We start from the raw sequence: 16,813 nt of genomic DNA on the forward strand, positions 1-16,813 counted from the left end.
GGTGTTCAGGAAGAACCTTTTTGTTGCCAAATATCTGTGCAGCCAAGCGGCCCCAGATCGTCGCTGTGGCAAACTTGAGGTGAATACAATGTCAGTGTTTAAAGGGTTGCTCTTGGCGACCTTGGTAATCGTCACTAGCGGTTGCAGCAATCATTATCGTTTGGTTAAAACCACCGATTTAGAGTCGGTAAATCAGTGCGCCATGGTGTCTGATCACAACCACCAGCAGCTGCTACTGCAGCAACAAGAACTGGCGGGGGGGATGCAGCAATTGCAAACGGACTTAAATGCCACACGCGAGCAAATTCAAACCCTGGCGCCTGCGCCGGCACGGTGCCCGGACCCAAGCTACACACCTCCTGTGAGCCAGCCCCAGTCTGTTACCGCTGCCGTAGAGCAGGCCGATAAGCAGATGGTCGGTGCGCTGGAGCAACTGCGATTTGAAGACCTCTCCATCGATAACCAGGCGCGCATCGATACCGGCATTGCCACCGCCATTTTACCGGTGCGCGACTTACAACCCTTTGAGCGCAACGGCGAAGCCTGGGTGCGTTTTTTGTTTGTCGCTGACAGTGGCAAAGAGCAGGAAGTGGAGCGCCAAGTAGTACGCCAGGCAAGCCTCACGGGCAGTGATAAGCAGCGCCCGGTGGTTCGCTTGCGCTTCACTCTTGGCAGCATCACCCAGCACGGCGAATTTATTTTGACGGAGCGCAAGTCCGACACTCAGGAGTTGCGCCTGGGTCGCCTGGTGCTGCGCGATGTAATGGTGGTCGACGTCAGCCGCGATAATCTGACGTCTTTGCCTGAACCGCAAGGGGCTAAATAATGAAAATGCAGCGCATTCCCTTCTACGCCATGGTGCTTTTGCTGATCGTGGCGGGTTTGGTGACCGCTTGGCTAAGGCACACGACCACCGAAGTACCTTTTTTGCCAGGTGAGCAAAAACCGGTTTGGCTGGTAGAAGCGCGCATCGACTTTATGGCCACCGGCGGGCAGACGACCGTGCGCCTCGACTTGCCGGATGATGCACCTGGGTTTCGCTTAATTCGCGAGCAGGCGGCATCGCCCGGCTATGGCTTTGCGGTATTGGATGATAACCAAAACCGGCGCGCGGAGTGGACCCGTCGTCAGGTGGCCGGGCCGCAAACGCTTTACTATAACGCCCAGTATCTGCCCACCGGTCAAAATAGCGCGACAACGGATGCCGAAGCGCCCAAAGTGGCGGAGGTGTTTTGGGACGAGCCAGAGGCAACTGCCGCCAGAGAACTGTTGCGCGGCGCTCTGTCCCGCTCGACCACGCCGGCCAGTACCGCCCGCGAATTGATTAAACTGCTCAGCCCCAACTCCCCCGATCAGAACGCGCAATTGTTATTGGTGGCCGAACCACAGCGTTCTCAGTTGTTGGTCAAACTATTAAATCAGGCCGGCGTGGCGGCGCGCACGGCATTGGGTTTGTACCTGGAAGATGCACGGCGGCGGCAAAGCCTAACCTCGATGGTCGAGCTGTACACAGAAGAGGGATGGTTGCTGATTAATGCCACCACCGGCGAGCAAGGTGTGCCCGAAAACCTATTGCTCTGGTCGCGGGGGGAAAATGCTCAACTGGACGTGATCGGTGGTCAGAACTCGCGTCTGAGTTTTTCCATGATTAAGCAAACCGTTCCCGCTATGGCGCTGTCGCAGGTGCAGTTTCAAGACAACATTTTTAGCATGCTTGGAGTTTACAGTCTGCCCATTGAAGAGCAGAGCATGTTCAAGTTGCTTTTTTTGTTGCCCTTAGGGGCGCTGGTGGTGGTGTTTATGCGGGTGATTGTCGGTTTGAGAACCGCTGGCACCTTTATGCCTATTCTGATCTCGCTGGCTTTTTTGCAAACCTCTCTCGTGCCCGGCCTGATTAGTTTTATTCTGATCGTTGGGTTTGGCTTGCTGCTGCGCAATTACTTGTCTTATTTAAACTTATTATTGGTCGCGCGTATTGCCACCTTGATAGTGCTAGTCATATTCCTGATTTCTATCTTGAGTTTGCTGGGTTATCAAATGGGGTTAAACGCGGGTATTACCGTGACATTCTTCCCTATGATTATTATTGCTTGGACCATCGAGCGTATGAGTATTCTGTGGGAGGAAGAGGGCGCCCATGAAGTGTTAATTCAGGGTGGCGGTAGTTTGCTAGTGGCGGTAATCGCTTATTTGTTGATGAGCCTAACGGTCGTTAATCATCTCAGTTTTAATTTTCCGGAATTAAACTTGATTATCCTGGCATTGATTTTAATGATGGGGCAGTACACGGGTTATAAGCTCTCCGAGCTGCGACGTTTCCGTTCCATGGAGCAGTTTGACTGATGTTTATCAGCCCTTTCAAACTGCGGCGCCTGGGTATGCTGGGTATGAACTGTCGCAACCGGGACTTTATTGGCCGCTACAACGACCGGCGCCTGTATCCGTTAGTGGATAATAAGCTGGAAACAAAGCTGCTGGCGCAAGAGTATCAGGTGGCGACACCGCAACTGCGTTTTGTGGTGAAAGAACAACACGAAATCTCGCAAATTGAAAAGTCTCTAGATAAGTTGTCCGGCTTTGCTATCAAGCCTGCCAAAGGCTCTGGCGGAAAAGGTATCTGGGTAATCATCAAGCGCGACGGTGCCGACTTTATCAAATCCAGTGGAGCGAAAATTACCCTGGAGGATATTCGCCGTCATATGAGTAACACCCTGGCTGGCTTATATTCGCTGGGCGGCGTCAGTGATGAAGTGATCGTTGAGGACTTGATCGAATTTGATGATTGCTTTGACGGCTTTTCGTTTGAAGGGGTACCGGATATTCGCGTGGTGGTATTTCGCGGTTTTCCGGTCATGGCGATGTTGCGGTTGGCCACCCACGCTTCGGATGGTAAAGCTAATTTACACCAAGGCGCAGTGGGAGTGGGACTGGATTTGGCCACGGGGCGTTGTTTGAATGCGGTGCAGTTTGGTAAACCTGTTTACCAGCATCCGGATACTAAACGTTCTTTGAAAGAGATTCGAGTTCCCGACTGGCGTGGCTTGCTGTGCCTTGCATCGCGCTGCTACGACATGACGGGGCTCGGATATATAGGCGCCGACTTGGTGTTGGATGCCAACCGTGGTCCCGAATTGTTGGAGTTAAACGCGCGCCCCGGCTTGGCCATTCAGGTGGCCAATGGGTTCGGTTTGTTGCCGCGTTTGCGGCATATAGAAAAATTAAAAGAAAAACACTACCGTACGGCGGAGGCGCGCGTCGATTATGTAATGCAGGAGTTCGCCGCGAAGACTTTGTTATGAGTCTTCGGTCAGCGGAGTTATTTCATTAAAGCGAGATTCGACGGCTTCAACAAACGCGTTTTTTACGATTCCCCAGGCGGCCTGCCAAGAACTGACTCGGGTATCGTCCAAGGTGCCTTCAATTTCAATTTCGGTGGCCAGCTTATCAGTTTCCAAGTTGGTGAAGAGCAGGCCGAGAAAGCCCATCAAACTTTCCCAGGTGAGTTGAAACGGATTGTCCCCTTGAGAAATCACGTCTTGTTGCCAGCTGGCGATATTCACGTCTTCCATTAGCGGTTTGATATAACCGGACATCTTACCGGCTTCGGCTTCAATTTCTGTATAAAGCTCTATTTGCCCGGATTTAAAATCGATATTGCCATAGGCTTGAGAAAAATCGTTTAGCTGGCGCAGCGCAATCGGGTCTGTTTTGGCAGCGAACATAAAATCATCGTGCTGAAAGGGATCGAATTCGGCATGGGCCTCAATCGCTACCTCTGAAAATAATTTCGCTGTTAGTTCGGCATTGGCCACTCGCCGGCCACTTTGATCTTTGACGTTAGTCAGGTTGGACACTGTGGCATTAATGTCACTAAGTACAATATCAACCTTGGGAGTTGTTTCTTCATTGGCAAAATGAATGGTGCCGTTGTTGATATCCAACTGGTTTAACGTGGTGGGTAGAATTTCTTCCAGCACCGCCAGCCAGTTGGTTCCCTCACCGACTTGCTGATTGTCATTGGACCGAGTATCCAGAAGGTTTAACCGTGGTTGGTTTAACGCTGCATCCACCAGCAGTTCGCCGTGGCGCAGGGCTAACCAGCTGACACTGATGTCTAAACTGTCGCTGTAGTAAAAAGGCGTTTGGGGAGATTTCTCTTTTAAATGAATATTTAAGTTATTGAGTTGATATGCGCCTTTAAACAGCCGCACCCGCACGCTCTCCACCGTGCCGGTGTAGCGGCCCATATCTTTGAGAACATAGTTGTTGAGGTAGTGTTTGGCTGCGGCCGGTATCGCCAGATACAAAGCGACCACTAGTAGCCCCAGCACAGCTGTAGCCGCGACGAATCGTTTTGAGTTTCTGGACAACGCTGACACTGGATTCACCTTCACAAATACTGATAAGAAATCAAGTTTTGTGCCAGCGAAACAACGGTGATATTGGCCGAAAGAATGTCGAATTTAAGAGTATTGCTGTAGGCTTTGCAAAACTGGTGTAATTTCGACTTACCAGTACTTCTTTTCGTCGTGAATAATCCAGCCGTGGGGGTGGCGGGCTTGAGGATCCTTGTGAGTCCAGTGTACCAAGCCGCCTTTAGGGTTCCAGATGTATTCGCCGTAGAATTCCACAGGATCACTTACCGCTAGGTTTTCGATACGCGGTGCAATATCAATATTGTGCACAATCAATAAAGAAGTGCCATCGCGAACATGGATAATAAAGCGTTGATGCTGCGAGCCTTTGGTGTCGTCTGGCAGCAGGCGGGTAACTTCGCCCTTACCGCGCACCTGAATTTCTGTCGTCTGGTTACGCCAGAGTTGCGCGAAGTTACTTGGTGTATCAGCCTGTTGACAGGCTGAACCCAAAAACGTCAGCAATAACGCGAGACAAAAAATCAGGCCCGAGCGGTCGTTGCGACGGTGAAGGCTAGCGATCGGACCAGACAGCAAATTCGCTGCCTCCAGGCTCGGTAAAGTGGAAGCGTCTGCCGCCGGGAAAGGTGAAAGTGGGTCTGCAGATAGTGCCGCCTGCAGCAATCACTTCTTTTTCTGTCTGCGCCAGGCTTTCACTGTAAAGCACGATCAGGCAGGAGCTCTGAGCACCGCTAGACACAGTGGCGGATAAGTAAAATCCGCCCAAGTTAAAGCCGGAGTCAAAGGCGCAGTACTCGGCGCCGTAGTCGGTGAAGCTCCAGTGAAAAACGCGGGTGAAAAATTCTTTGCTTGCGCTCAGTGAACGCGAAGGGATTTCCAGGTAGGGGGCTTGCTGTGAGTCGATCATTGCAAAAGGCGGCGGCCAGTAGCTGGCCGCCGACGGCCACTTAGATGCGCATTTTGCGGCGCAAAATGGTCAGGCCCAGTGCCAGTGAACAGGCCAGTGAACCCAATAACGCGTAGAGGGTAACATTCGAGGCGGTAGAAGGCAGAGCGGTGTAAGCCACTTCTTCCTCAACTGCTTCTGGCTCGTGTGGCATATCGTCAACGCTGGCGACAATGGCGAAGCGGTCGGTGGGGATAAACAATTCCAGAGTAGAGTCGCGCGTCAGCGTGTGAATGCTGTGCTTGCGGCCGTCAATATCAATCTGGAAGTGCGGTGGCAGGTTTTTGGTTTGATAGGTTTCACCGTAGCTACCGTCTTGGTGTTTAAACTGCAAACGAACCTGATCACCCGCAGAGCGTATATATTTGGCGTCCAGTTCTACGTATTCGCGACCGTTCATTTCCACGACACCCATACAGGCGTCGGCAATTTCAGGGTATTCGTTGAGTACCCCGGGCTTCCAATCGATTTCCGAGCATTCCTTTGCCATTGCCGCTGAACTGGCAACAAGTGCAACTCCCAAAGTGGCTGTTTTGATACAAGTAGAGATCTTCATAGTCATTTCCTTTTTTAATGAAGTGTTGCAGGTGAGTTTTCTGTGGCCGTTACGATAAATCGCTCCGGTGCACTTCCAACATGGTAGAACGGGTAGCAGGTAATCAGGGTTAGCTGATTGTGCTCGGTGGGGGCGAGCACACTGACATTTGAGGGCAAGACGATTTGCAGTTCAGTGACCGTGTAGCTTTTTTCTCCCTCAAGCGTTGTCACATCAATGCGATCTCCAATTTCGATATCTTTAAGAACCCGGAAGAAACTGTCTCTGTGTCCGGCGATAGCGATATTGCCGCCACCGGTAACGGGCGCTGTCTTATCCAGCCAGCCCAGGCCGCGGTTTAAGTTGTGGTCTGTCGGCTCGGTGAAAATGGGTGCGCTCAGGCCCAGCGTATCGATTTCCAGTACTGCGATGATATCGTCACTTGCAGGGGCGATGGCGCTGAACTGTTCGATGCGTTTGGGGCTCCACAGGCTGGTATCAATATCCCCAGGGGCAGTCAGAGGAGGGTTTGTCGATACGGAAGTTTCGGTGGTCGTTGCGCTTGCCGCCTGGGCACGGGCCAGAAATAAATCCGTCTGCCGTTCGGCCATCGGACCTTGGCGCAGCATTTGGGTGCCCCACACGCAGAGCAATGCAATGCCCAAAAGCCAGAGGCTGGTTTCGACAAAGCGACACAAAGCTGAGACTAATTTCACACGACCCATTGCAGTTTCAGTATCCATTGAACAGTGCTTTTACAGCGAGCAACCGGGGGTATTGACCGTTAACTCTAGCATAGAGATAACAAAAACGTATGAACGTTATAACCTTATTCTCTAATTTGTGGCGTAATAAACGGCTTTTTTGCGGGGAAATATCAGTCGATGATTTTCAGGCTATATAAAAAGTTTGTTTTTATGTTTTAAAGAAATTAACGACGCCAAAATGCGGGACTAAACAGAACCAGTAAAGTAAAGACTTCCAGTCGTCCTAATAGCATGGCGAAACACAGCACCCACTTGGCCGGGCTGTTTATATCGCCATAGTGTGCCGCGACCTCTCCCATTCCTGGGCCTAGGTTGGTGATGCAGGCGCCCACCGCCGAGAAAGATGTGCGTAAATCCAGTCCGGTGGCGATCAGCATCAGAAACATGGCTGCGAAAGCGACCACGTACATAGCGAAAAAACCCCATACGGATTCCACTACCCGATCCGGCACGGTCAATTTACCCACTTTAACCGAAATAACGGCGTTGGGATGGATGAGGCGATGGATTTCGCGCACCCCTTGCTTGTATAGCAGCAACACACGTATCGCCTTCATACCGCCGCCGGTTGAGCTGGCACAGCCGCCCACAAAAGCAAAAATAAACAGCATATAGGGCAAAAAGCTGGGAAAGCTGGAGTAGTTGGAGGCAAAGCCCGCGGTGGTCATGGTGGAGACAAAATTAAATGTGCCCAGATAAAAGCTGTCGCTAAACGAATAGGTTTGCGAGCCGGCCAAATAGGCAACGGTAATTAATACCCCGACCACCATGCAGGAGATATAAAAACGCAATTCGGCATCTTGGAAATAGTGGCGCAAGGATTTTTCTCGCCAGACCAAAAAGTGCAGGGCGAAGTTGACCGCCGCAATCAGCATAAACACGGTGCACACCATCATAATGGCCGGCGACTGATAGTGCAGAATGCTGGCGTCGTGGGTAGAGAAGCCGCCGTTGGCAATGGTGGAAAAGGCGTGGCAAATGGCCTCGAACCAGCTCATGCCCGCCAGTTTGTAGCTGAGGGCGCAGGCTGCGGTAAAAACCAGATAGGTAGTAAACAATGCCTTGGCTGTTTCAGTAATGCGCGGCGTGAGCTTGCTGTCTTTTACCGGGCCAGGGGCTTCGGCGCGGTACAGCTGCATACCACCAATACCCAGCATGGGTAAAATAGCTACGGCGATAACAATAATACCAATACCACCCAGCCACTGTAGCTGCTGGCGGTAAAATAAAATGGAGGGCGGCAGGGTGTCCAGCCCGGTGATTACCGTTGCCCCGGTGGTGGTAAGGCCCGAGATAGATTCAAAGATGGCGTCGGTAACTGAAAGCTCTAGGCCATTGGAAAAATACAGTGGCAGGGCACCGAAAGTGCCCAGTACAAACCAGAATAAGGCGGTCACCAAAAAGCCATCGCGGGTGCGCAGATCCGCCCGGCTTTTATAAACCGGCGCCCAGATAGCCAGCCCAGAACCAAATGCCAGGGCGAAGCCCCATAGAAATGTCATGTAGTTGTGGTCGTTAAACCAGAGGCTGACACTGATGGGAAGCAACAGCGTCAAACTGAACATCATCAGCAGTGTGCCCAAAACCCTGGCGATTACGGCAAAGTGCATCGGCTCTCCGGTGGCGTTGTTTCACTGTGCATGATGTAAGCCCTAGAAAAAGGTAAACCCAACCTGGAACAGTTTTTCGATATCGCGAATGTGTTTTTTATTGAGCAAAAACACAATCACATGATCGCCGCTCTCAACAACTACATCGTCATGGGCAATGATGACCTCACTGCCCGAGTCTTTCTCGCGCACAATCGCACCGATATTGGCGCCCTGGGGCAGGTCGATGTCCTCCAGCGCGCGCCCCACCACCTTGGATGAGTTTTTATCGCCGTGGGCAATCAGTTCAATAGCCTCGGCGGCGCCGCGGCGCAGCGAGTAAACGCTGACCATATCGCCGCGTCTTACGTGGGTGAGCAGGCTGCCGATGGTGGTGGTTTGCGGGGAAATGGCAATGTCGATATCGCCGCCCTGCACCAAATCCACATAGGCGGGGTTGTTAATCAGCGCCATCACTTTGCGCGCGCCTAATCGTTTAGCGAGCATTGACGACATGATATTGGCTTCGTCGTCATTGGTTAGGGCGAGAAACACATCGGTGTCTTCAATGTTTTCTTCGCTCAGTAAGTCCTGATCAGAGGCGCTGCCCTGCAGCACAATGGCGCGCTCTAGGTGCTCAGCCAGGTGTGCGGCGCGGGCCTTGTTGTGTTCAATCACCCGCACGCTATAGCGTCCCTCTAGCTTGCGCGCCAGGCGCATGCCGATATTGCCGCCGCCGGCAATAATGATTCGCTTATAGGCGGTTTCCATACGCCGCAATTCGCTGATGACCGCGCGGATGTCATTCTTTCCGGCGAGAAAAAACACTTCGTCGTCCGCTTCAATGACCGTGGCGCCGGTGGGCATAATCGCCTGACCGCGGCGGTATATGGCGGCAACCCGGGTATCGACGGCGGGCATATGCTCACGTAAAAAGCGCAGTTCTTGTCCCACCAGGGGCCCGCCGTGATAGGCTTTTACCGCCACCAGCTGTACTTTGCCCTCGGCAAAATCCAGCACTTGCAGCGCGCCCGGGGTTTCGATCAGGCGGTGGATATAATCCGAGACCAGCTGTTCCGGGCTAATCAGCACGTCGATGGGGATTGCTTCGTTGGCAAACAGCTTGTTGTTGGTGAGGTAGGCCGTGGCGCGCACCCGGGCAATTTTGGTGGGGGTGCGAAACAAACTGTGCGCCACCTGGCAGGCGACCATATTGATTTCATCGTTGTTGGTCACCGCTACCAGCATATCCGCGTCTTCCACACCGGCTTGCACCAGCACATCCGGGTGCGATCCTTCACCGTTAACCACACCGATATCCAGCCGATCGCGCAGTTCGCGCAGGCGAGAGTCGTTGGTGTCAATCATGGTGATGTCGTTGGATTCGTCGGCGAGGTTTTCAGCCAGGCTGGCGCCTACTTGTCCTGCACCCAGAATAATAATCTTCATAATACTGCCAGGTTGGTCCTCAACGATTGGCAAACTTTACCGCCTTTGGCGGGCATTTGGCTATTTTTCTGCTTTTTTAAACTTGGCGTAATAGAAGCCGTCGTGGCCATCTTGCTGTGGCAATAATTGTCTGCCTGCCTTTTGCGCTATACCCCAGTCTGCGTCAATAACAATCTCTTGCGCGTTGTGGGTGCGCTGCAAAAAGGCGCTGGCCTGTTCGCTGTTTTCGGCTGGCAGTGCCGAGCAGGTAGCATAGACCAGGATACCGCCGGGTTTCAGCAGAGGCCAAAGTGCATCCAGCAGCTGGCTTTGCAGCTGGACCAGGCGGTTGATATCGGCGGCGCTGCGCAGCAGTTTGATATCGCTTTGGCGGCGAATAATGCCCGTGGCCGAACAAGGCGCATCCAGCAAAATTCGATCGAAAAGTTGGCCGTCCCACCACTGTTCGGGTTTGCCGGCATCACCGGCAAGAACCTGGGCGTCTAGCTGTAAGCGCTGCAGATTCTGTTTTACTTTTGCCAGACGGCGCTCTTCTATATCAAGCGCCACCACTTCGCCGAGCTGGGGCTCGCTTTGCAGAATGTGGCCGGTTTTACCGCCGGGCGCCGCGCAGGCGTCGAGCACTCTCTGTCCGGGTTGTAGCTCCAGCAATGGGGCAGCAAATTGCGTCGCCTCGTCCTGCACGCTGATCAGTCCGCTGGTAAAACCTGGCAGCATTGTCGGGTCGCAGGGTGGGAGGGTGATACCGCAGTCGCTAAAGCGCGTGGGGCTGGCTGTAAACTCCTCTTTGGCAAGTATTCGTAAATAGTCGGCACGAGAGGTTTGCTCCGTATTCACCCTTATTGTAAGTGGTGGATGAGCATTGTTAGCACTTACTATCTGATCTGTGGCAGAGCCCCAGGCGATGCGGTAGGCATCAAGTAACCACTGCGGGTGGGCGCTGGTAAATTCCGGGATCTCTGCCAGGCGGGCGGTAAGCTCGTCGCGCTCGCGCTGGTAGCGGCGCAGCACACCGTTAACTAACCCCGTGGCCCAGGGCTTTTTTAGCGCCTTGGCGGCACCTGCGGTTTCACCGATGGCGGCGTGATCCGGTATGCGGGTGTAATCCAGCTGATACAAGCCCAGCAAAATCAGCGCCTGAACATCGCTGTCTTTGGCGCGCAGAGGCTTATCCAATAATTGTTCTGCAATAGTGTTGAGGCGCGGGTAGTAGCGCATGCTGCCGTAGCAAAGCTCGCGCACCAAAGCGCGGTCGGCCGGTTCTACCTTGTCCTGCCACTGGGGCAGGCTGCTTGCCAGCGAGCCGCGCTGGCGCAGCAGCTCGGCCAGTGCGCGGGCGCATGCAACCCGGGGTTTCAAGCTTCCGGCCCTGTGAATCGGTCGCCAATCTTAAACAGGTCGCTATTGCCGCGCAGCAAGTCGGCTACCGCCATGGGCTTTTTGCCCGGCATTTGCAGTTGAGTTATAGCGATACCGCCTGTGCCGCAGGCCACGGTGATCCGATCGGCATCAAGCTCAATAATGGTGCCTGGGGAGCCCGACGCCGCTGGTGCAAGCTCGCATTGCCATAGCCGAATGGCGGCCTCTGGTTTGGCGCTGTGGCGGGTAAAGGCCACCGGGAAGGGGTTAAAGGCGCGAATTTTCCGGTCGATATTTTCTGCGCTGTCGCTCCAGTTAATCTGCGCTTCGGCCTTACTGATCTTGGGCGCGTAATTGGAGAGCGAATCCTCCTGGGTTTGCGGCAGCGCTGAATCGGTCGCCAGTTGGGCCAGAGCTTTCTCAAGCGCCGGTCCACCCAAGCTCAGCAATTTGTCGTGCAGGCTACCGCCGGTGTCGCTGACCGTGATAGGACAGCTGGCCGTGACCAGCATGTCGCCGGTGTCCAAGCCCTCGTCCATTTGCATAATGGTAATGCCGGATTCACGGTCGCCAGCTTCGATGGCACGCTGAATGGGGGCGGCGCCGCGCCAACGCGGTAGGAGCGAAGCGTGTACATTAATACAGCCGAGTCTGGGTGTTTCTAACACCGCCTTAGGCAGCAATAAGCCGTAGGCGACCACCACCATTATATCGGCGTCCAGTGCTGCCAGCTCACTCTGAGCGACAGGGTCTTTTAGTGAATGCGGTTGATACACCGCAATGCCTGCCTGCTCGGCGAGGCTTTTGACCGGGCTAGGTTTAAGCTTTTTACCGCGACCGGCGGGGCGGTCGGGCTGGGTGTAGCAGGCGATGACTTGGTGTGGGCCGTCGAGCAGTACCTGTAAGTGGTGAGCGGCAAAATCGGGGGTGCCGGCGAAAACGATTCGCAGTGGAGCAGTCATTAATCTGTGTCCGGGCCTGAGGGCGCCGGGGCGTCAGGCCCGGGCGCGATGGAGTTTTTCGAGTTTTTTGCGAATCCGCTGGCGCTTCATTTGCGACAGGTAATCGACAAAAAGCTTGCCGTTGAGGTGATCCAGCTCGTGCTGAATGCATACGGCCAGCAGGCCGTCGGGCTCCAGGGTGAAGGGCTTGCCGTCGCGATCGAGCGCTTCAACCCGAATTTGAGTGGGGCGATCGACACTTTCATAGAAGCCGGGCACCGACAGGCAACCCTCGTCATAGGGGGCTTCGTCTCCCCCAAGAACGGTGACCTCGGGGTTGATAAAGACACGCGGTTCGCTCTGATCTTCCGACAGGTCCATGACCACAATACGGCGGTGGACATTGACCTGAGTGGCCGCCAAACCGATACCCGGCGCGGCGTACATGGTTTCAAACATGTTGTCGATCAGCTCACGGACACTGTCGTCCACAGTCTCTACCGGCTTGGCGATGGTGCGCAGACGCGGGTCGGGAAATTCAAGAATTTCAAGTAGGGCCATAGGCTTTGTGACAAACTTCTAGTAAAAAGGTAACAAGCGCTGCTAACATGATGATCGTACAGGATTTAACCTGGGTGGAACTCATAGCAGACCGGTCGCACAGCGCGGCCGGTTGCGCTATTATAACGGCTAAACCGCTCAGGACCGAACAAAAACAGGATCGGTTTCTATGAAAAAAATGATTTTTGCTGTTCTGGCGTTAACGGCCGCCAGTGTCTTTTCTTGGGCCGATTCGTCGCCTTTCAAGTCTGATTCACCCGATGAGTATGTAGTTGAGAAGGGGGATACTCTCTGGGATATATCGGAAACATTTCTCGATTCACCGTGGTTGTGGCCGGAGATTTGGCACGCCAACCCGGAAATCGAAAACCCGCACTTGATCTTCCCAGGCGATGTGGTGCGTCTTGTTTATATCGACGGCCAGCCGCGTCTAACCGTAGATCGCACTGTCAGACTCACACCCGGTGGCGATGCCAAGCTTGAGCCAACCGTGCGGGTACTACCTATAGAAGAAGCTATTCCCGCGGTATCTCTGGACAAAATCGCCTCTTATCTGTCTCGCTCGCGCATCGTTATGCCCGACGAGGTAGAAGGTGTGCCCTATATTGTGGGCGGTTCGGAAAAGCGCTTGATCACCGGTAAAGGCGATACCGCCTACGCCCGTGGCACTGTGCCCGATGGCATCGGCAACTTCGACGTATTCCGCCAGGGCGAAACTTTTGTCGATGAGCAGACCGACGAAGTTCTGGGTATTCACGCGCTGGGTATTGGCGGCGTCAGCATCGATAAAATCGACGGTGAAATTATTCGTGTGCACGTAACCCGCTCGGACGAGGAGCTGCGCGCAGGCGATATTCTGCTGCCTAACGTCGAGCGCTCGGTAGATTCAATCTTCTACCCCAGCGCACCGGACTTTCCGATCGAGGCCGAAGTATTGGCTGTAGAAGGCGGTGTTACGCAAATTGGTAAAATGGACATCATGATCATCAATCAGGGTGATCGCGATGGCGTTCAGGTGGGCAATGTGTTTGAGGCCTTTGTTAGAGGTGAGACCATTGAAGATCGTGTTACTGGCGATACCCTCAAATTAATGGACGAACGTGCCGGCCTGGTGATGGTGTTCCGCACTTTTGAAAAACTCAGCTTTGCCATTGTTATGGAGGCTACTCGCCCCATGGCGGTGGGCGATCTATTGCGCAACCCGTAATTCTCCAAACAAGCCCAGGGAAGGGCGAGCGCTAACAGGGACGTTACTATGCAAGCTTTCACTCCCGCCTTTCTTCTCTCCCGCGTTCGGGGTCTTGGCCCGAGCAAAATCAAACAGCTTTACAGCCAGTTTGGCTCTCTTCAATCAGTCTTAAATACCAGTGCCGAGCGCCTAGAGCAGTGCTTAAGCGCCGATATCTGCCGGCAGATTAAGGCATTGCAGAACCGCGATAGTGAGGAGCACTGGCGGGCGGCGGAAGATCTCGCCTGCTGGCTTGAGCAGCACCCGGAAGTTAGCCTGCTGAGTCTCGACGATGAAGATTACCCGGCCCTGTTGGCGGATACACCGGCGCCGCCGCCTCTGCTGTATGTACGCGGAAATCTCAATGCCTTGGAATTGCCCCAGCTGGCCGTGGTAGGCAGTCGCAACCCTACGGCCGGTGGCAGCAAGACGGCGTTTGAATTTTCCCGCTGTCTGGCCTCAGGTGGTTTTGCGATTACAAGTGGTCTGGCGTTAGGCGTCGATGCCTGTGCCCATCGCGGCGCCCTGGCGGGCGATGGTATTACCCTTGCGGTTATGGGAACGGGCATTGATCGCCTATACCCGGCGCGCAACCGCGCCCTGGCCGAAGAGATAGTGGCAGGTGGTGGCGCGCTGGTCACAGAATTTGCGCCTGGCACCGCATCCGAGGCCGCCAATTTCCCACGGCGCAACAGAATTATCAGCGGCTTGAGTTTGGGGACTATGGTGGTCGAGGCTGCGGTGAAAAGTGGTTCGTTAATCACTGCACGCTACGCCGTCGAGCATCAGCGCGAGGTGTTTGCTGTGCCCGGTTCTATTAATAATCCGTTAAGTCGCGGCTGCCACGCGTTGATCAAAAACGGCGCCAAGCTGGTGGAGTGTGCCGATGATATTATCGCTGAGCTGAATGGCGCACTGGCCTACAAGCACGAGCAGTTAGCTGCCCAGGCGCCCACCGAAGCTGAGCACTGGCTGCTGGGATTTATGGGCTATGACCCGGTCACCCTGGATCACTTGTGCGAGCGCAGTGGCAAAAACGCGGGCGAGTTGGCCGCCGCGCTGCTGGACTTAGAGCTTGAGGGCGTTGTCGCTCAGCGCGGCAGTTATTACAGCCGTTTGTGAGATGTTTTGGCGACCGCGAGAGCGGCGCGGCTATCGTCGCGAATATGGCGGTAGGCGTACCAAGCCAAATAACCCATGATGGCAAAAATGGCGAAAATAGTGGCCAAGCTGAGTACCAGTACAGAGTCAATCATGGTTAGTACCTCTTTGTGTTAAAGGCAATCTTGTATTTGGTGGCATGTGCCACACTCTCTGAGTATTAATTTACGCCTTTGCGGCCCAGGCGTTTTGATTTGGGTCAAGTTCCCCGCGCTTGTTTAAAGACGCGAGTTAGGTTAATTTTCGCGCTTTCACGCCCCGCGGCGAGTCGTTTCTGGTTCGGTAAAACAACTTTATCAGTCGAGTCGCAGCGGTAACTGGCAAGAGACGTGATAGATAAATCCGGGCGGTGTTGATGTATGAAGGGTTGGGTTGAGCATATTGGGGTCAAGCGTTGCGCCCAGGTGATGCGCGCCGGTGGGGTAATCGCCTATCCCACGGAGTCTGTCTGGGGGTTGGGCGCTGACCCACATAACTCTGATGCTATTGCCCGCTTGCTACAGCTTAAACACCGGGCGCCGGCAAAAGGCCTGATTCTTATCGCCGCGAATGTAAATCAGGTTGAGCCCTGGTTGGCAACGCTTTCGGCGCCCGAGCGCGAAACCCTGTTGGCGAGCTGGCCAGGCCCCAACACTTGGCTGGTGCCCAATCGCGGCCTGGCATCCAGTTGGGTTACCGGCAAGCACAGCTCCGTGGCGCTGCGCGTTACCGCCCACCCAGTGGCTGCGGCTTTGTGTCAGGCTTTTGGTGGGCCCATTATCAGTACTTCCGCCAATCCTCAGGCTCGCCCCGCCGCCAGGGATGCAACCCAGGTGCGGCGCTATTTTGGCTCTCAGCTTGACGCTATAGCCCCGGGCCGCACCGGTGGCCGTCGCCAACCTTCAAAGATACGGGATTTGGCCACAGGCAAAACTCTTCGTGCATAGCTGGTACAATAGCCGCCTTTCACGGAGCAGCCCATGACCACCACACCCGACAAACACGCTGTCAAAGCCTATTTAATGGATCTGCAAGAGCGCATTTGCAGCGGTCTTGCCGAGCTCGATGGCGGCGTATTTGTGGAGGACAGTTGGCAGCGCGCCGAAGGTGGTGGCGGTCGCTCGCGGGTACTGGCTGACGGCGCCGTGATCGAAAAGGGCGGGGTCAACTTCTCCCATGTGATGGGTGAGGCCATGCCCGCTTCGGCCACCGCTCACCGGCCGGAGCTTGCCGGGCGCTCCTTTGAGGCCATGGGGGTGTCGCTGGTGATTCACCCGAATAACCCCTATGCTCCCACCAGCCATGCCAATGTGCGCTTTTTTATTGCCGAAAAAGCAGGTTCCGACCCCGTTTGGTGGTTTGGCGGCGGCTATGATTTGACGCCTTATTACGGCTTTGTCGAGGACTGTGTTCACTGGCACAAAACGGCCTTTGAGGCCTGTGCGCCTTTTGGGGAGGATGTCTATCCGCGCTATAAAAACTGGTGCGATGAGTACTTCTACCTCAAACACCGCAATGAGGCGCGTGGAGTGGGCGGCCTGTTTTTCGATGATTTGAACGAGCCAGGTTTTACGCAGAGCTTTGCTTTTATGCGTTCGGTGGGAGACAGCTATCTCGATGCCTACCGGCCTATTTTGGCTCGGCGCAAAGATACCCCCTACACCGAGCGCGAGCGTCAGTTTCAGCTGTACCGCCGGGGGCGTTATGTAGAGTTTAATTTGGTCTACGATCGCGGTACTCTGTTCGGATTGCAAACCGGCGGCCGCACCGAATCTATCTTAATGTCCCTGCCACCACTGGTGCGTTGGGAGTACGACTTTCATCCCGAGCCAGATTCTCCTGAGGTGCGCTTAAGCCGCGACTTTCTGCCGCCACAGGACTGGCTGGCCCGGCAATAACAATAACGAACTCAGTAAACGTTC

General features: G+C 54.4%; 18 protein-coding genes. 7 read left to right on the forward strand and 11 right to left on the reverse strand.

The genetic code is table 11. The features are described from left to right. The first annotated feature begins 88 nt into the window (after nucleotides 1-88). From NHM04_RS11430 to NHM04_RS11440, 3 genes are read left to right on the forward strand one after another with little or no spacing between them, the layout of a single operon-like run. Nucleotides 89-826, forward strand: a complete 738-nt coding sequence (locus NHM04_RS11430) for a RimK/LysX family protein (protein WP_254263920.1) — start codon at nucleotides 89-91, stop codon at nucleotides 824-826. Then, entirely contained in the window at nucleotides 826-2,343 is a 1,518-nt protein-coding gene (locus tag NHM04_RS11435; protein ID WP_254263921.1) for an inactive transglutaminase family protein, read from the forward strand. The genes NHM04_RS11430 and NHM04_RS11435 overlap by 1 nt, the downstream gene beginning before the upstream one ends. Beyond that, nucleotides 2,343-3,299, forward strand: coding sequence for an alpha-L-glutamate ligase-like protein (locus NHM04_RS11440; protein ID WP_254263922.1), 957 nt, complete (start codon nucleotides 2,343-2,345; stop codon nucleotides 3,297-3,299). The genes NHM04_RS11435 and NHM04_RS11440 overlap by 1 nt, the downstream gene beginning before the upstream one ends. On the opposite strand, the gene NHM04_RS11445 is transcribed toward NHM04_RS11440, so the two are convergent. From NHM04_RS11445 to def, 10 genes are all read right to left on the reverse strand, one after another. Beyond that, the gene (locus tag NHM04_RS11445; protein WP_254263923.1) at nucleotides 3,294-4,379 is read right to left on the reverse strand and encodes a DUF748 domain-containing protein; all 1,086 of its coding nucleotides are present in this window, start codon (nucleotides 4,377-4,379) and stop codon (nucleotides 3,294-3,296) included. The two genes, NHM04_RS11440 and NHM04_RS11445, sit on opposite strands and share 6 nt — an antisense overlap. A 129-nt stretch (nucleotides 4,380-4,508) precedes the next feature. After that, on the reverse strand, nucleotides 4,509-4,952 hold the full coding sequence (locus tag NHM04_RS11450) for a DUF3465 domain-containing protein (RefSeq protein ID WP_254263924.1): 444 nt from the start codon (nucleotides 4,950-4,952) through the stop codon (nucleotides 4,509-4,511). After that, the gene (locus tag NHM04_RS11455) at nucleotides 4,930-5,283 is read right to left on the reverse strand and encodes a VOC family protein (RefSeq protein WP_254263925.1); all 354 of its coding nucleotides are present in this window, start codon (nucleotides 5,281-5,283) and stop codon (nucleotides 4,930-4,932) included. Before NHM04_RS11455 ends, NHM04_RS11450 begins: the two co-directional genes overlap by 23 nt. A gap of 40 nt (nucleotides 5,284-5,323) precedes the next feature. Next, nucleotides 5,324-5,878: a hypothetical protein gene (locus NHM04_RS11460; protein ID WP_254263926.1), complete on the reverse strand. Its 555-nt coding sequence runs from the start codon at nucleotides 5,876-5,878 to the stop codon at nucleotides 5,324-5,326. A 14-nt stretch (nucleotides 5,879-5,892) separates the two neighbouring features. Then, nucleotides 5,893-6,573: a class D sortase gene (locus tag NHM04_RS11465; protein WP_254263927.1), complete on the reverse strand. Its 681-nt coding sequence runs from the start codon at nucleotides 6,571-6,573 to the stop codon at nucleotides 5,893-5,895. A 215-nt stretch (nucleotides 6,574-6,788) separates the two neighbouring features. After that, nucleotides 6,789-8,234: a TrkH family potassium uptake protein gene (locus NHM04_RS11470; protein ID WP_254263928.1), complete on the reverse strand. Its 1,446-nt coding sequence runs from the start codon at nucleotides 8,232-8,234 to the stop codon at nucleotides 6,789-6,791. Between the two features lie 42 nt (nucleotides 8,235-8,276). Further along, complete coding sequence (gene trkA / locus NHM04_RS11475) at nucleotides 8,277-9,662, reverse strand: Trk system potassium transporter TrkA (RefSeq protein WP_254263929.1); 1,386 nt, start codon at nucleotides 9,660-9,662, stop codon at nucleotides 8,277-8,279. Nucleotides 9,663-9,722: 60 nt separating this feature from the next. After that, complete coding sequence (gene rsmB, locus NHM04_RS11480) at nucleotides 9,723-11,021, reverse strand: 16S rRNA (cytosine(967)-C(5))-methyltransferase RsmB (protein ID WP_254263930.1); 1,299 nt, start codon at nucleotides 11,019-11,021, stop codon at nucleotides 9,723-9,725. Next, complete coding sequence (fmt, locus tag NHM04_RS11485) at nucleotides 11,018-11,983, reverse strand: methionyl-tRNA formyltransferase (protein WP_254263931.1); 966 nt, start codon at nucleotides 11,981-11,983, stop codon at nucleotides 11,018-11,020. Before fmt ends, rsmB begins: the two co-directional genes overlap by 4 nt. Nucleotides 11,984-12,016: 33 nt before the next feature. Further along, complete coding sequence (gene def / locus NHM04_RS11490) at nucleotides 12,017-12,523, reverse strand: peptide deformylase (protein ID WP_254263932.1); 507 nt, start codon at nucleotides 12,521-12,523, stop codon at nucleotides 12,017-12,019. A gap of 169 nt (nucleotides 12,524-12,692) precedes the next feature. On the opposite strand from def, the gene NHM04_RS11495 reads away from it, so the two are divergent. Further along, complete coding sequence (locus tag NHM04_RS11495) at nucleotides 12,693-13,730, forward strand: LysM peptidoglycan-binding domain-containing protein (protein ID WP_254263933.1); 1,038 nt, start codon at nucleotides 12,693-12,695, stop codon at nucleotides 13,728-13,730. 48 nt (nucleotides 13,731-13,778) lie between these two features. Next, complete coding sequence (gene dprA, locus NHM04_RS11500) at nucleotides 13,779-14,873, forward strand: DNA-processing protein DprA (protein ID WP_254263934.1); 1,095 nt, start codon at nucleotides 13,779-13,781, stop codon at nucleotides 14,871-14,873. Here dprA and NHM04_RS11505 read toward each other — a convergent pair. Then, a complete protein-coding gene (locus tag NHM04_RS11505; RefSeq protein ID WP_254263935.1) occupies nucleotides 14,858-15,007 on the reverse strand; it encodes a DUF3149 domain-containing protein in 150 nt (49 codons plus the stop codon). The two genes, dprA and NHM04_RS11505, sit on opposite strands and share 16 nt — an antisense overlap. 264 nt (nucleotides 15,008-15,271) lie before the next feature. On the opposite strand from NHM04_RS11505, the gene NHM04_RS11510 reads away from it, so the two are divergent. Both NHM04_RS11510 and hemF read left to right on the forward strand, forming a co-directional pair. Continuing rightward, nucleotides 15,272-15,838, forward strand: coding sequence for an L-threonylcarbamoyladenylate synthase (locus tag NHM04_RS11510; protein WP_254263936.1), 567 nt, complete (start codon nucleotides 15,272-15,274; stop codon nucleotides 15,836-15,838). A gap of 33 nt (nucleotides 15,839-15,871) precedes the next feature. Further along, entirely contained in the window at nucleotides 15,872-16,789 is a 918-nt protein-coding gene (gene hemF, locus NHM04_RS11515) for an oxygen-dependent coproporphyrinogen oxidase (protein WP_254263937.1), read from the forward strand. Nucleotides 16,790-16,813 lie beyond the last annotated feature (24 nt).

The organism is Gilvimarinus sp. DA14, assembly GCF_024204685.1.
In the GTDB taxonomy this organism is placed as follows: Bacteria; Pseudomonadota; Gammaproteobacteria; order Pseudomonadales; family Cellvibrionaceae; genus Gilvimarinus.